The sequence below is a fragment of the Tepidicella baoligensis genome, assembly GCF_013432195.1.
GTDB classification, from domain to species: Bacteria; Pseudomonadota; Gammaproteobacteria; order Burkholderiales; family Burkholderiaceae_C; genus Tepidicella; species Tepidicella baoligensis.
In genome coordinates, this window is the sequence record NZ_JACCDB010000005.1 from 59,963 (window position 1) to 72,934 (window position 12,972).

General features: G+C 63.9%; 14 protein-coding genes. 2 read left to right on the forward strand and 12 right to left on the reverse strand.

Features of this window, described 5'->3' with window-relative positions; translation table 11 throughout:
- The first annotated feature begins 25 nt into the window (after window positions 1-25).
- Entirely contained in the window at window positions 26-847 is an 822-nt protein-coding gene (locus HZS63_RS07405) for an outer membrane protein assembly factor BamD (protein WP_180683418.1), read from the forward strand.
- 116 nt (window positions 848-963) lie between these two features.
- Here the strand turns inward: HZS63_RS07405 and rplI are convergent, their stop codons facing one another.
- The 8 genes from rplI to HZS63_RS07445 all read right to left on the reverse strand — a co-directional run bounded on the left by rplI (window position 964) and on the right by HZS63_RS07445 (window position 5,799).
- Complete coding sequence (gene rplI, locus HZS63_RS07410) at window positions 964-1,416, reverse strand: 50S ribosomal protein L9 (RefSeq protein ID WP_180683419.1); 453 nt, start codon at window positions 1,414-1,416, stop codon at window positions 964-966.
- A 17-nt stretch (window positions 1,417-1,433) separates the two neighbouring features.
- Window positions 1,434-1,715 carry a 30S ribosomal protein S18 gene (gene rpsR / locus HZS63_RS07415; RefSeq protein ID WP_180683420.1) on the reverse strand — a complete coding sequence of 94 codons (282 nt, stop codon included), beginning with the start codon at window positions 1,713-1,715 and terminating at the stop codon, window positions 1,434-1,436.
- A gap of 12 nt (window positions 1,716-1,727) precedes the next feature.
- Complete coding sequence (gene priB, locus HZS63_RS07420) at window positions 1,728-2,036, reverse strand: primosomal replication protein N (protein ID WP_343039965.1); 309 nt, start codon at window positions 2,034-2,036, stop codon at window positions 1,728-1,730.
- Between the two features lie 8 nt (window positions 2,037-2,044).
- Window positions 2,045-2,410 (reverse strand): 30S ribosomal protein S6, encoded by a 366-nt coding sequence (rpsF, locus tag HZS63_RS07425; protein ID WP_180683421.1) that lies wholly within the window; start codon window positions 2,408-2,410, stop codon window positions 2,045-2,047.
- A gap of 90 nt (window positions 2,411-2,500) precedes the next feature.
- Window positions 2,501-4,639, reverse strand: a complete 2,139-nt coding sequence (locus HZS63_RS07430; RefSeq protein WP_219339126.1) for a sodium:solute symporter family protein — start codon at window positions 4,637-4,639, stop codon at window positions 2,501-2,503.
- Window positions 4,629-4,904, reverse strand: a complete 276-nt coding sequence (locus tag HZS63_RS07435) for a DUF4212 domain-containing protein (RefSeq protein ID WP_180683422.1) — start codon at window positions 4,902-4,904, stop codon at window positions 4,629-4,631. Before HZS63_RS07435 ends, HZS63_RS07430 begins: the two co-directional genes overlap by 11 nt.
- On the reverse strand, window positions 4,901-5,494 hold the full coding sequence (locus HZS63_RS07440) for a tetratricopeptide repeat protein (RefSeq protein ID WP_180683423.1): 594 nt from the start codon (window positions 5,492-5,494) through the stop codon (window positions 4,901-4,903). Before HZS63_RS07440 ends, HZS63_RS07435 begins: the two co-directional genes overlap by 4 nt.
- The gene (locus tag HZS63_RS07445) at window positions 5,491-5,799 is read right to left on the reverse strand and encodes a hypothetical protein (protein ID WP_180683424.1); all 309 of its coding nucleotides are present in this window, start codon (window positions 5,797-5,799) and stop codon (window positions 5,491-5,493) included. The genes HZS63_RS07440 and HZS63_RS07445 overlap by 4 nt, the downstream gene beginning before the upstream one ends.
- A gap of 57 nt (window positions 5,800-5,856) precedes the next feature.
- On the opposite strand from HZS63_RS07445, the gene HZS63_RS07450 reads away from it, so the two are divergent.
- Complete coding sequence (locus HZS63_RS07450) at window positions 5,857-7,344, forward strand: putative nucleotidyltransferase substrate binding domain-containing protein (RefSeq protein WP_246316232.1); 1,488 nt, start codon at window positions 5,857-5,859, stop codon at window positions 7,342-7,344.
- A 17-nt stretch (window positions 7,345-7,361) separates the two neighbouring features.
- Here the strand turns inward: HZS63_RS07450 and HZS63_RS07455 are convergent, their stop codons facing one another.
- From HZS63_RS07455 to HZS63_RS07470, 4 genes are read right to left on the reverse strand one after another with little or no spacing between them, the layout of a single operon-like run.
- Window positions 7,362-9,557 (reverse strand): 3'-5' exonuclease, encoded by a 2,196-nt coding sequence (locus HZS63_RS07455; protein ID WP_180683426.1) that lies wholly within the window; start codon window positions 9,555-9,557, stop codon window positions 7,362-7,364.
- A gap of 1 nt (window position 9,558) precedes the next feature.
- The gene (locus HZS63_RS07460) at window positions 9,559-9,927 is read right to left on the reverse strand and encodes a response regulator transcription factor (protein ID WP_180683427.1); all 369 of its coding nucleotides are present in this window, start codon (window positions 9,925-9,927) and stop codon (window positions 9,559-9,561) included.
- On the reverse strand, window positions 9,924-12,686 hold the full coding sequence (locus tag HZS63_RS07465; RefSeq protein ID WP_180683428.1) for a sensor histidine kinase: 2,763 nt from the start codon (window positions 12,684-12,686) through the stop codon (window positions 9,924-9,926). The genes HZS63_RS07460 and HZS63_RS07465 overlap by 4 nt, the downstream gene beginning before the upstream one ends.
- Before the next feature lie 24 nt (window positions 12,687-12,710).
- Window positions 12,711-12,908: a hypothetical protein gene (locus HZS63_RS07470; RefSeq protein WP_180683429.1), complete on the reverse strand. Its 198-nt coding sequence runs from the start codon at window positions 12,906-12,908 to the stop codon at window positions 12,711-12,713.
- Between the last annotated feature and the right edge of the window lie 64 nt (window positions 12,909-12,972).

Genomic DNA, 12,972 nt, shown 5'->3' on the forward strand with positions numbered 1-12,972 from the left:
CCGCTGTCGCAAAGGTGTGCACTTGATGTTTCTGCGTCGATTATCCGTTGTCACTCCTGCGCCTCGATGGTGGGCGGTGGTCAGCGTGGCTGTGTTGCTCAGTGCATGCGCGAGCAAGACCCCCGATGACCCGACGGCCAACTGGAGCCCCAACCGGATCTACGCCGAAGCCATCGACGAACGCAACAGTGGCAACTTCGAACGCGCGGTCACGTTGTTCGAAAAGCTGGAGGGGCGCGCTGCGGGAACCCCTCTGGCACAGCAGGCCCAACTCGAAAAAGCCTACGCCCACTACAAAGCCGGGGAACAGGCCCAGGCCATCGCCACGCTGGACCGCTTCATCCGCCTGCACCCGGCCAGTCCGGCCCTGGACTATGCCCTGTACCTCAAAGGGATCGTGAACTTCAATGACAACCTCGGGTTGTTCGGCTCCATTTCACGACAGGATCTCTCGGAACGCGATCAAAAAGCGGCCAGAGTGTCTTTCGAGGCTTTCCGCGAACTCGTGGAACGCTTTCCGGATTCGCGCTATGCACCCGACGCCCGGCTGCGGATGACCTACATCATCAACTCGCTGGCCCAATCCGAGGTGCATGTGGCCCGGTACTACTTCAACCGGGGGGCCTATGTGGCCGCGCTCAATCGCGCCCAAACGGCCGTGACCGAGTATCAGGGGGTTCCGGCCGCCGAGGAGGCGCTCTATATCATGCTGCGCTCCTACGAGGCTCTGGGCATGAACGATCTGGCTGCAGACACCCGCCGCATTCTGGAAAGCAATTTCCCGCAGAGCCCTTTCCTCACCCAGGGCTTTCAGCGCGACCGTGGCCCCTGGTGGAAACTGTGGTGACTCGGCACTGAAACGCCAAACCCACAGCACACCCCAAACAAAAACCGGCACGAGGCCGGTTTTTTCATCGACGTCACCAGCCGGGCACAGGGCCGGCCGGCGGGATTCACGGTCGATCAGGCAGTCTCGCCGAGCACCGAGACGTTGACATCCACCAGCACGTCGGTGTGCAGGCTGACCTGGACGGTGTAGTCACCCACGTTCTTGAGCAGACCATTGGGCATACGGATCTGGGCCTTGGTCACGGCAAAGCCCTGCTTCACCAGTTCATCGGCAATGTCGTGATTGGTCACGGAGCCGAACAGGCGCCCGTCCACACCGGCCTTCTGGCTGATCTTGATGGTGTAGCCTTGGAGCTTTTCGGCCAGAGCCCGGGCTTCGGCCAGTTTGGCGGCGGCGGCTTTTTCGAGTTCGGCGCGGCGAGCCTCGAACTCGGCCACGGCGGCCTGGGTGGCACGGCGGGCGCGACCGGTGGGGATCAGGAAGTTGCGGGCGTAGCCGTCCTTGACCTTGACGATATCGCCGAGGTTACCGAGGTTGACGACTTTGTCGAGCAGGATGATTTGCATGATGTGGCTCCTTCCGATCAGACGCGGTGCTGGTCGGTGTAAGGCAACAGGGCCAGGAAGCGGGCACGCTTGATGGCGGTGGTCACTTGGCGCTGGTAGATGGCGCGGGTGCCAGTCAGGCGGGCGGGGATGATCTTGCCGTTCTCGGCGATGAAGTCACGCAGGACGTCCACGTCCTTGTAGTCCACTTCTTCAACGCCTGCCACGGTGAAGCGGCAAAACTTCTTGCGCTTGAATAGCAGGGACTGGGTGTTGCGCTTGGGGCGCTTGTCTTTGTTGGTACGCTTGGGGGCAGCCATGGTGGTGCTTCCTTAAATCGGTTTGAAATCTTGTATGTGGAACACGACGCCTTTTCCGTTGCGGGCGTTGGTGAGAAATCCTCGGGCATCGAGATCGATGCCAAGCGGCTGAAGACTCAGAGATTCGGCAATGGCACCGAACACGATGGCCTTGAGCTGCAAGGTGACCTGACGAGCCTGACCGGCTTCTAGTTGCTCGGAGCGATGCTCCAATAGCACATCGACCACAGGCACCCCCGCTGGGGTATAGCGCAAGGTCGCCCTCTCGAGCAGCATCGCGGTGATGGTCAGATGGTTGGCCGAAGCGGATGTCACACCCACGGAAACGCTTACGCCGCGGCCTCCTGCTGTTGGTTCTTGCGAGCCTCTTCACGCTCGACGGCCTTCATCATCGCGGAAGGAGCGGTTTCGGCCTTCTTCTTCTGGATGACCAGATGGCGCAGCACCGCATCATTGAAGCGGAAGGCGTGCTCCAACTCAGACATCACGGCCTGATCGGCCTCGATGTTCAGGCACAGGTAGTGAGCCTTGGACAGCTTGTTGATCTGGTAGGCCAGAGGACGGCGACCCCAGTCTTCGACACGATGGATCTGACCGTTGCCGGCCGTGATCATGCCTTTGTAGCGTTCCAGCATGGCTGGAACCTGTTCACTCTGATCCGGATGGATCAGCATCACGATTTCGTAATGACGCATGCAGACTCCTTGTGGATGAAAGCCGCCCCCGGCGTCAACAGGGGTGCAGCAAGGTTAGCCAAACATTATAAGCCTGCATTGAATTGCCGGTCAAGATCGATGCCGCTCTCCCCCGCTGGACGGCTCCTCCCAGCGGGGCGGGAGCCGGCTGCCACCCCGAACGTATTCGACCAGCGCTTGCACGTGGGCAGGTGGACGGGGCGTGAGCAAACTGACCAGCACCATGACGGCAAACCCCACGGGCACGCCGAACACGCCGGCCGAAACCGGCTGTATGCCCCACCACAGATCGATTGGAGCCGTGACCCCGAAGGCCGAACGCAACCAGGGCTGGTTGAGCACCATGTAGTAGAACGTGACGCCGAGGCCACTGATCATGCCGGCGACGGCCGCCACGGCGGTGGTGCGTTTCCAGAAAATGCCCAAGACCAGAGCCGGGAAGAATGCAGCCGCCGCAATGGAAAATGCCGATGACACCAGGAACAGGATATCCGCAGGCTTCTGCGCGGCCACGTAGGCGGCGGCCAGCGCCACCATCAGCAACAGCACCTTGGAGATCGTGACCCGTCGCGCGGTGGCAGCGTTCGGGTCGATCATTTTGTAGTAGAGGTCATGGCTGAGCGCGTTGGCGATCGTCAACAGCAGCCCGTCAGCCGTGGACAAGGCTGCCGCCAGCCCGCCTGCCGCGACCAGCCCGGCGATCACGTAAGGCAGCCCGGCGATCTCGGCGGTGGCCAAGACGATGATGTCCGCGCCGATGGAGATTTCGTTGAGCTGCAAGATGCCGTCCAGATTGACATCCTGCACGCGCAACAGGTCGGCATCGACACGGCTCCAGGCGGCCACCCAGGCCGGCAACTGGTCGAAGGGGGTGCCGACGAGCACGTTGAACACCTCGAACTTGACCAGCACCGCCAGAGCCGGCGCAGTGAAGTAGAGCAGGCCGATGAACAAGAGCGACCAGGTGACGGACTGCCTCGCCTGACGCACATCGGGCACGGTGTAGTACCGCATCAGGATGTGGGGCAGTGCCGCCGTGCCCAGCATGAGGCAGAACACCAGTGCCAGGAAGTTGCGCCGCGATTCGGTGAAGATTTGGCGCTCCTCCGGACTGCCATGGGGATCTCCCGCGAAGGGCTGGGCGTGCGGCTGCATCCCGTTGAGCGGCTTCGATTTCGCCTGTGCCTCCGCCAGCTGACGCGTCCACAGTTCGCGCGCACTGGCTTCGTCGCGGGGCATGCGCGAGAGCGCCTTTTCGGCTTCGGCGATCTCGGAGGCCATGCCGTTGAAGTCGCGCAAGGCATCCAAATGCCGCTCGGCCATTTGACGATCGTGCAGCAACGCAGCGCCGGGGTCCTGCAACTTGTCCTCCAGAATGCCCGCTTGGTGTTGGTAGATCATGCGCACCTGGATTTCGGCCTCGTCCTCGGTCAGTTCACGCTCGCGCTCGGTGATTTTCTGGAGCTGCTGGCCGTAGATCAGTTGCGGAATGGGAAAGCCGGTCTGCTTGATCGACAACCACACCACCGGCAGCATGTAGGCGATGATGAGGACGATGTACTGCGCCACCTGGGTCCACGTCACGGCGCGCATGCCTCCGAGGAAGGAGCACACCAGAATACCGCCCAAGCCCAGGAACACGCCGACTTCGAACGCCACGCCCGTGAGACGGGAGGTGATCAGCCCCACCCCGTAGATCTGGGCAACCACGTAGATGAACGAGCACAGGATGGCCGCGCCTATGCCCAGCAGCCGTGGCCAGTGCCCACCGTAGCGTTCCCCCAGAAAGTCAGGGATGGTGAACTGGCCGAAACGCCGGAGGTACGGCGCGAGCAGCAGCGCTACCAGGCAGTACCCCCCCGTCCAGCCCAGCACATAAGCCAGCCCGCTGTAACCGTGCACATAGAGCGTGCCCGCCAAGCCGATGAATGAGGCGGCCGACATCCAGTCGGCCCCGGTGGCCATGCCGTTGTAGACCGCGGGCACCCGCCGCCCCGCCACGTAGTACTCGACCGGGTCGATGGTGCGGCTCATGATGCCGATGGCGGCATAGACCCCGATGGTGGCGAGCAGGAAGATCATCCCGATCCACTCGCGGGGCAGGCCAAGCTGTTCCAGCACGGCCAAGACACCAACGAACAGAAAAAAAGCACCGGTGAACCACAAATACACCCGGTCCAGCTGGCGCCGGAAGACCTGTTGGGCTTGCGGCGTCATGTCATGAGCCATGGGGCTCCTCGGTGTTCGGGGGATCGACCACGCCGTAACGCCTGTCCAGCCGGTTCATGTACCAGGCATAGAGCGCGATGATGAGCCCATACACGATCAGGCCGCCCTGTGCCGCCATCCAGTAGCTGAAGGGCCAGCCGAAGAACACGAAATCGAGGTCGCGGGCGAAATAGCTGACCACGAAGGACACGACGAACCAGACCAGCAGCAAAGCCGCCGTGATCGCCTGGACCCGGCGCCAGTACCGGCGTGGGTCGCCCTTCATGCGCGCTCCTCTGGGGCGTGGGTGCCCAGGTAGGCGGCGGCCAGCCGGGCTGCCACGCGGGGTTCGAACCCCTGCAGATGCCGCACCAGTTCATGCAGCCGGTCCGTTTGGCCGAGGGCGGCATGGATGTGCGCCATGTCCTCGTAGGCCGCGGGGCTCCAGGGTTGGAGTTCGGCGTTGCGCTTCAGGGCCTCCAGGGCCTCATCGGGGCGACCCAGCCGCCACAGGCAGCGCCCCATGCCATACCAAGCCAGGTCTAAACCCGGCGATCTGGCCACGGCGGCCTGGAACGCCCGCAAGGCTTCTTCGTGACGCTGTGAAGATTCCAGCAAAAAACCGAGGTTGTAGAGCGCGTCGGCCCGCTGCGGCGTCAGGGCGACGAGCCGGCGCTGCCAGGCCAGCGCGGCGCGTTGCCGGCCCGCCTGGGCGCGCAGAAACGCCAAGGCACCCAGGGCACGGACATCGTGGGAGGACAGACGCACCAATCGCCACCAGCACCCCACACTGGACGCGGTCATGCCCAACAACATGGACGCCTGGGCCAGCAGGAGCCAGCCCAAGCGCTTGGCGTTCAACGGCCAAGCCGTCATCGGCACAGCTCCATGCCGGCCTCGAGGCACAGACCGATCTTGCCGAACAGGGCGACCAGCCACACCAGCAGCAACAGGCAGAACGCAACCACTGGCCAGTGCTCGCGAGGCACCCAGCGCGGCGTGATCCATGAAGCCATCACGATGAACGGGCGCGCCAACGTATCCAGCAGCCACCCAAAGGGATTGCCCTGCCCGGCATTCGGTGCGACGCGCCGCAACCAGACGGACAGCACCCAGCGGCCCAGCAGGGCGAGCAGTGCGATTTCGGCGATCAGTTTGGTGGCGGTGACGAACAACAGCATGGTGGGATGTGTACCCGTAGCTTACCAAGCCCGGAAACGGCGCCGCGTGGGTGTACCATGTCCGCATCCGAGGCCCCCACCACGACCATGCCCGAACAGCCGCAACCCCGCAGCACCGACAACTACGTCAACCTGATCACGACCCCCGTGAAGGCCTTGCTCAAGCGACCGGTGGTGTCTCTGCCCCCCAACACACCGATCATCGAAGCGGCACAGACCATGCGAGACCAGCGCGTCTCCTCGGTGCTCATCGTGCAAGATGGGGTGCTGTTCGGGCTCATCACCGACCGCGACCTGCGCAACCGGGTGGTGGCCGCAGGCATGGATACGCAGCGCCCAATCATGGAAATCGCCACGCTCGCGCCGATGACCATCGACATCCACCGCCACGCCTTCGATGCCTTGCTGATGATGGCCCGGCACAACATCCACCATGTGCCCGTGATGGAGGGCACCCATGTGGTCGGGATGATCACCAGCACCGATCTGACCGAGCAGCAAAGCAACTCGGCGGTGTACCTGGCCGGTGCGATCTACAAGCAGACGTCGGTGGCCGGGCTGGTCGAGGTCAGCTCCCGCATCAAGCGATTGCAGCAAAACCTCGCCGCGGCCGAGGCCAGCGCCTACAGCACGGGGCATATCGTATCGGCGATCACCGACGCCCTGACCTCGAGGCTGCTGCAGCTCGGGGAGCTGGCATTCGGCCCGCCGCCGGTGGACTACGCCTGGGTGGCTGCCGGCTCGCAAGGGCGCAATGAGCAGACCGCGAAGTCCGACCAGGACAACTGCATGATCCTCGACGACGCTTACGACGAGCGGGCCCATGGCGAATACTTCCGGCAGCTCTCGCGCTTCGTTTGCGACGGACTCAACGAATGCGGCTATGTGTACTGCCCCGGCGAGATGATGGCCATGACCGACGCGTGGCGCCAGCCGCTGCGCAAATGGCGCCAGTACTTTCACCACTGGATCGATCAGCCGGAGCCCAAGTCGCTGATGCTGACCTGCGTGTTTTTCGATCAGCGCTTCGTGTACGGCAAACAGGATCTGCTCGACAGCCTGCGCGCCGAGGTGCTGCAGCGCACCCGCACGCAGCGGCTGTTCCTCGCCTTCATGGTGGGCAATGCCCTGACCCATCAGCCGCCACTGAACTGGTGGGGCAACCTCTCGCTGATCCGCGACGGTGAGCACGCCGGCACGATCGACCTGAAACACACCGGGATCGTGCCCATCATCGATCTGGCCAGGGTGTACGCACTGGCCGGGGGCTGTGCGGCGGTCAACACGCGGGAACGACTGGAAAACGCCGCCGCCAGCGGGGAAATCACCGAGCAGCGCGTGCGCGACCTGCTCGACGCGCTGGAATACCTGAGCACGCTGCGCATCCAGCACCAGGCGCGGCGGATGTCGGACGGGCACGCCGCCGACAATTACCTGCGGCCCAGCGAGCTGTCGAATTTCGAGCGCGGGCACCTCAAGGAGGCATTCGCGGTGGTCAAGAGCCTGCAAGGGGTTCTGGCCCACCGTTACCCCATGAGTCGCTGAATCGGCAGACACGGCCATCAGTACTTGATGCGGGCGTAATAGGTCTGCTGGGCGGCGTGCAGGGCTTGGCCCAGGGTGTGGATGCCTTTTTCCGCCAGCAGAGGGATCAGCTTCAGAAACACCTCGGCGGTGACCATGGCGTCCCCCATGGCCGTGTGGCGCCCGATGACCGCGACGTTGAAGCGTTCGGCGATCGCTTCGAGGCGGTGCGAGTCCTGGTTCGGATGGACCAAGGCGGACAGCAGGAGCGTATCGAGCACGGGCTGGTCGAAAACGACACCGGAGCGCTTTTCCTTGAGTTGCAAAAAGCGCATGTCGAACGCGGCGTTGTGGGCCACCAGCACGGTGTCTTGCGCAAAGGCGTGAAATGCCTGCAGCACCTCGGTGATGCGGGGCTGACCCGCGACCATTTCGGGGGTGATGCCGTGGATGGGAATGGACGCGGGCGGAATCGGGCGCTGCGGATCGACCAATTGCTCGAAGCACTCTTGTCGCAACAACTTGCCGTTGACGATGCGGGTGGCCCCGATCTGGATGATCTCATCGCCTTGGGCGGGGTTCAACCCGGTGGTCTCGGTGTCGAACACGGTGTACGACAGCTCGGTCAGCGGCATGTCTTCCAGGGCTCGGCTGCGGGCCGTGGTGCGGAACAGGTCGAAATCGTAATACTCGGGGCGGCTTTCGCTGCGCACGAAGGCGGCGCTGTCGAGCTGATCCTGTGGTGTCGCCGAGGGCAGCAGGAAACGGAAGAAGGCCTGGTGGCTGGCCCGGTCACGTTCGAACCAAAAGGCACCGCCGTGCCGCTCCACCACGTCACGCACCGACAGCGCCGATGCCTCCTGCCCCATCCGCATCGGGTCGATCTCCCAACCCATGACGGTTTCCGTGCTGACGGCCGGGCCGCTCCAGAGCAGGTCGAGTTCGACCTTCTGCCGCCCCTGTGACGACGCATGCAGGCGCAACCCCACGAAACGGATGTCGAACGCCTCACGCAGGCGGGCACTGAGATAGACCAGCACCTGCAGGATGGAAAAGCTCTCGATGCGCAACCACAAATGGCCATCCACGCCCATCTCGGAGACGGGAATGCCCAGGGCTTCCTCGATGCGCCGGCTCGCCGCCGCGATCAGGTCGGCGCCGAGCATATCCTCCATGGGCCAGCGCGTCTTGAGCGCGTCGGCCGACTCGCGCAGCAGCCGTTGCATGCGCTCCGACATGCCATCCACCTCTTCCCGCACCACGGCCAGGAAACGCTCGCGCATGCTGGGGTCCAGATCGGGATAGTCGAGCATTTCCAGCGCGGCCTTGATGTTGGCCAGCGCGGAGCGGCTGCCTTCCGTCAACCCGAGCAGCAGCCGTTCCCGGGCGGATTCGTCCTCGAACTCCCGAGTGATGTTCTCCAGCATCAACACGAAACCGGCGAGACGGGTGGCGGCGTCGCCCTCCTCGGCGCCTGCGACCGCTCGCACGGGCGCCATTTGCACCCGCAGCAGCTGTCCGGACCGTGTGGTGGTGACGAACTGCGCCGTGGGGTGAGCGGCGCCCCGCTGCAGGCGCTGCTGCACGCTTTCCAGCGCATGGGCCACGAGCCGGCGTTCGAACACGGTGTAGATGGATCGACCCAAGCCGATCAGTTCGGCGCCATCGGCCAGCCGCGGGGCCTGGGACATGGCGCGAAACTGCATGCGGGCGCGGTTGTTGTACAGGAGAATCCGCCCGTCGAGGTTGCAAACCACCACGCTTTGCGTCAGCTCCGACATCAGCGCCGCGAGACGCGATTTTTCCTGCTCGATGCTCTGGGCCGCCTCACGGACCTTGGCATCCATCTGCCGACGCAACTCCTCGCGCTGACCCACGAGCTGGTTGAACAGCTTGGCGAGTTCACGGGTCTCGACGTTGCCCTTGGGCCGCAGCTCCCGCACCACATCGGTCCGCAACAAGACGCGCGCCTCCTCGGCCAACTGGACCGAGGGCGTGACCCAGTGGTCGAACCAGCGCTTCAGCCCCCAGGCGATCGCGCCCATGCCCATGCCCCAGGTCAGGGACACCAGCACCAGGCGATCCCCGAGCAGGCTCCAGGCGACCTCGCGGGCCTGCGGATCGAGGGTCGAGCCGATCAGCCAAAAGGTCAGCAACAACCAGACCACCGAGACGGCGGCCGCCACCCCGAGCAGCCACCACAGGCGCCGGTCTGTGCGACGGGGGCCTGCCATCTCAGCTTCCCAGCATCTCGCGCACTTTTTCCACCAGCTCACGGGTGGAAAAGGGCTTGGTCATGTAAGCATTGGCACCCAGGGCCAGCCCCTTGGCCACGTCGGTATCCCGGCCTTTGGCGGTGAGCATGAGGATGCGGGTGTCCTTCACCTGCTCGTGGGCACGGATTTCCTGGCACACATCGAAGCCGGTCTTGCGCGGCATCATCACGTCGAGCAGCACCAGATCGGGGCGATGGGTCAGAATGGCCTCGACGGCCTCCTGGCCATCCCGGGCCAGCTTCACCTCATAGCCTTCGCGCTTCATGAGGAATTCAAGCGAAATGAGGATGTTGGGCTCATCGTCGGCAATCAGTATCGTGGCGCTCATGCGCGGTCTCCCATGTCGTGTTCGACCGGCCCGTCGGCCGGCTCATGATGCAAAGGCAGATCAAAGCCAAAACAGGCTCCTTCTCCATCGGTGCTGCGCAGCCACATGCGACCGCCGAAATGCTCGACGATCTGGCGGCTGATGGGCAGGCCCAGGCCCGTCCCCTGCGGGCGGCTCAGGCCGTCGCCCCCCTGGCGGAACTTCTCGAACACCAAGCCCTGTTCTTCCTTGGGCACCCCGGGACCATTGTCCCGCACTTCCACCACCGCCCGGCCCGCCTGCACGTAGATTCGAACCTGCACCTGCCCGGTCTGCCGGGGCACGAACTTGGCGGCATTGGAGATCAGGTTCAGCATCACCTGGGTCAGACGGTCGGCATCGGCCAGGATGGGCACCGGGTCTGCAGGCAGGTCCAGTTGCAGTGTGGCCTCCTTCTCACGCAACAGTTCCGCCGCCGTCTGCGCCGATTGGCGCACCAGCGCCACGAGGTCGAATTCGGCGTTGTGCCACTCCGCATGACCAGACTCGATCTTGGCCATGTCGAGCACCTGATTGACCAACCGGCTGAGCCGCTCCGATTCCGACACGATGATGCCCAGGAAGTGTTTGCGATCCTCCAGCCGAATCTTCGGGTCTTCGAGCATCATTTCCGACAGGGCGCGAATCGCCGTCAATGGTGTTCGCAATTCGTGTGTCACGGAGGACATGAAATCGTCCTTCAGCTTGTCCAGACTCTTGAGCTGCTCGTTGGCGGCACGCAGCTCAGCCGTGGCCAGTTCGAGCGAACGCGACTTCTCCTCCAACTCCTGGGAATGGATGCGCAACCGGGTGGCCTCTTCCAGAATGCCCATCACGTCATCGATGCCGAGGGACTCCTCCTTCACCACCGAAGCCACCATGACACGCGCCGACGCGCTGCCGATGGCACCGGCCAATTGCGTCTCGATGAACTGCACCAGTTGGGCATCGGCCTGCAACTGCTCCACACGCTCCAGACCTTGCCGTCGGGCATAGGCTTCGAGTTCGGAACGCGCCCTCTCGGGGCCGAGAAAACGCTCGGCCAGAGGCAGCAGATCGGTCAGGTGCGCCTGACCACGCCAGAACACCGGGCGCGCCGTGCTGGTGCGGCCAAAGACATCCACGAACAGCAGCGCCTGACTGGTTTCACGCGCCGATGGGGTGCGCCACAACGACACCGCCACATAGGCCCCGACGTTCAACAGCATGCTCCAGAACAGCGAGTGGGTGAGGTTGTCGAGCCCGCTCAGACCGAGAAAGGCTTCGGGCCGTAGCCAGGGATTGCCGAACAGGCCGTCCACCAGAAAGGCGTCGGACATCCATCCCGACTTGGCCAGCGAAGGCAGTATGAGGGTGTAGGCCCACATGGCAAAACCCAACACCAGCCCGGCCATCGCGCCTTGGCGGGTACCACCTTTCCAGTACATGCCGCCAAACAGCGCCGGGGCGAACTGCGCCACCGCCGCGAAACTGATGAGCCCGATGCTGACCAGTGCGTAGGCCTCACCAGCCAGGTGGTAGTAGGCATAGCCGAGCAGCAGGATCAGCACGATGGCGGCACGCCGGATGTTGAGCAGCCACCGCGTCAGGTCCCGTCCCTGCGCATGCATCCAGCGCTGCGTGCGCAGCAACACGGGCATGACCAGATCGTTGCACACCATGGTCGAGACGGCGATCGCCTCCACGATGACCATGCCCGTGGACGCGGACAGTCCGCCGATGAAGGCGAGCAGGGCCAGTCCGTACCAGCCCTCGGCCAGGGGCAGCGACAGCACGAAGGTTTCGGGGTTCATCTGCCAGTCGCCGAAATAGAGCACGCCGCCGAGGGCGATCGGCAACACGAACAGGTTGATCAGCAGCAGGTAGAGCGGGAACACCCAGGCGGCGCGCTTGAGGTGGCGCTCGTCCACGTTCTCCACCACCATCACCTGGAACTGGCGCGGCAGCAGAATCACCGAGAACATGGCCAGCACGGTCAGGGTAAACCATTGGGCGTAGGCGAAAGTGCGCCCCTCACCCAGCTTGAGCAGGTTGGCCAGTTCCGGCACCTGTGCTGCCCGCTGGAAAATGTCGCCCACGCCGTTGAACAGCACATAAGACACGAACAGCCCCACCGCGAGAAAGGCCACCAGCTTGACCAGCGACTCGAAGGCGATCGCCGCCACCATGCCCTCATGGCGTTCGGTGCTGTCGAGGTGACGGGCACCGAAAATCATGGTGAAACCCGCCAGAGCAAGGGCCAGATAGAACGTGCTCTCCTGCCACCACGGCCGCACGGAAGCCAGCGGCTCGCCCAGCGGGGTGGTGAGCACGGCAAAACCCACCGAAATGCCCTTGAGCTGCAATGCGATGTAGGGCACGATGCCGACGACCGTGATCAGCGTGACCAGCCCGGCCAGCAGGGGGCTTTTGCCGTACCGGCTGGAGATGAAGTCGGCAATGGAGGTGATGCGGTACGTTTTGGCGATGCGGATCATCTTGCGCAGCACCAGCCATGCCAGAATCATGGCCAGCATCGGCCCCAGGTAGATCGGCAGGAACCAGACCCCGGAGCTGGCCGCCCGCCCCACACTGCCGAAATAGGTCCAGGCCGTGCAATACACCGCCATGGACAAGGCATAGACCCAGGGGCTGCCGATGATGGATCGGCCCTGGGCGGCCCGCCAGTCACCGTAGTACGCGATGGCAAACAGCAGCAGCAGGTAAGCAAAGGAAGCCGCGACGACGAGCAGGGGCGACATACAGGCTCCGTTCCCTGCGCCCAGTCAGTCGGGGGCCCGTTCCATGATCCAGGCCAAGGCGCCGATCAGGGCTGCCCAGAGCACGAACAGGGCCAGAGGAAACAGCGCAATGCCCTGCCAGGTCACCTCCTGATCCCACAGGGCGATCAATGGAAAGTTGAACACCACGCCCGCCGCAAAGAACAGGGCCACCAGGCGCTGGGACACCAGGGTTTCGTGCATGGTTGTCTCCTCGATCACGAAGCGAGCCGGTCGGCTCCACGCCACGTCTGCAGCTATTGTGCAC

Bases quoted from the DNA above. Each gene is read 5' to 3' on its own strand.
- HZS63_RS07405 (WP_180683418.1), top strand. From the start codon at position 26: ATGTTTCTGCGTCGATTATCCGTTGTCACTCCTGCGCCTCGATGGTGG.
- rplI (WP_180683419.1), bottom strand. From the start codon at position 1,416: ATGCAAATCATCCTGCTCGACAAAGTCGTCAACCTCGGTAACCTCGGC.
- rpsR (WP_180683420.1), bottom strand. From the start codon at position 1,715: ATGGCTGCCCCCAAGCGTACCAACAAAGACAAGCGCCCCAAGCGCAAC.
- rpsF (WP_180683421.1), bottom strand. From the start codon at position 2,410: ATGCGTCATTACGAAATCGTGATGCTGATCCATCCGGATCAGAGTGAA.
- HZS63_RS07430 (WP_219339126.1), bottom strand. From the start codon at position 4,639: ATGGCTCATGACATGACGCCGCAAGCCCAACAGGTCTTCCGGCGCCAG.
- HZS63_RS07435 (WP_180683422.1), bottom strand. From the start codon at position 4,904: ATGAAGGGCGACCCACGCCGGTACTGGCGCCGGGTCCAGGCGATCACG.
- HZS63_RS07440 (WP_180683423.1), bottom strand. From the start codon at position 5,494: ATGACGGCTTGGCCGTTGAACGCCAAGCGCTTGGGCTGGCTCCTGCTG.
- HZS63_RS07445 (WP_180683424.1), bottom strand. From the start codon at position 5,799: ATGCTGTTGTTCGTCACCGCCACCAAACTGATCGCCGAAATCGCACTG.
- HZS63_RS07450 (WP_246316232.1), top strand. From the start codon at position 5,857: ATGTCCGCATCCGAGGCCCCCACCACGACCATGCCCGAACAGCCGCAA.
- HZS63_RS07455 (WP_180683426.1), bottom strand. From the start codon at position 9,557: ATGGCAGGCCCCCGTCGCACAGACCGGCGCCTGTGGTGGCTGCTCGGG.
- HZS63_RS07460 (WP_180683427.1), bottom strand. From the start codon at position 9,927: ATGAGCGCCACGATACTGATTGCCGACGATGAGCCCAACATCCTCATT.
- HZS63_RS07465 (WP_180683428.1), bottom strand. From the start codon at position 12,686: ATGTCGCCCCTGCTCGTCGTCGCGGCTTCCTTTGCTTACCTGCTGCTG.
- HZS63_RS07470 (WP_180683429.1), bottom strand. From the start codon at position 12,908: ATGCACGAAACCCTGGTGTCCCAGCGCCTGGTGGCCCTGTTCTTTGCG.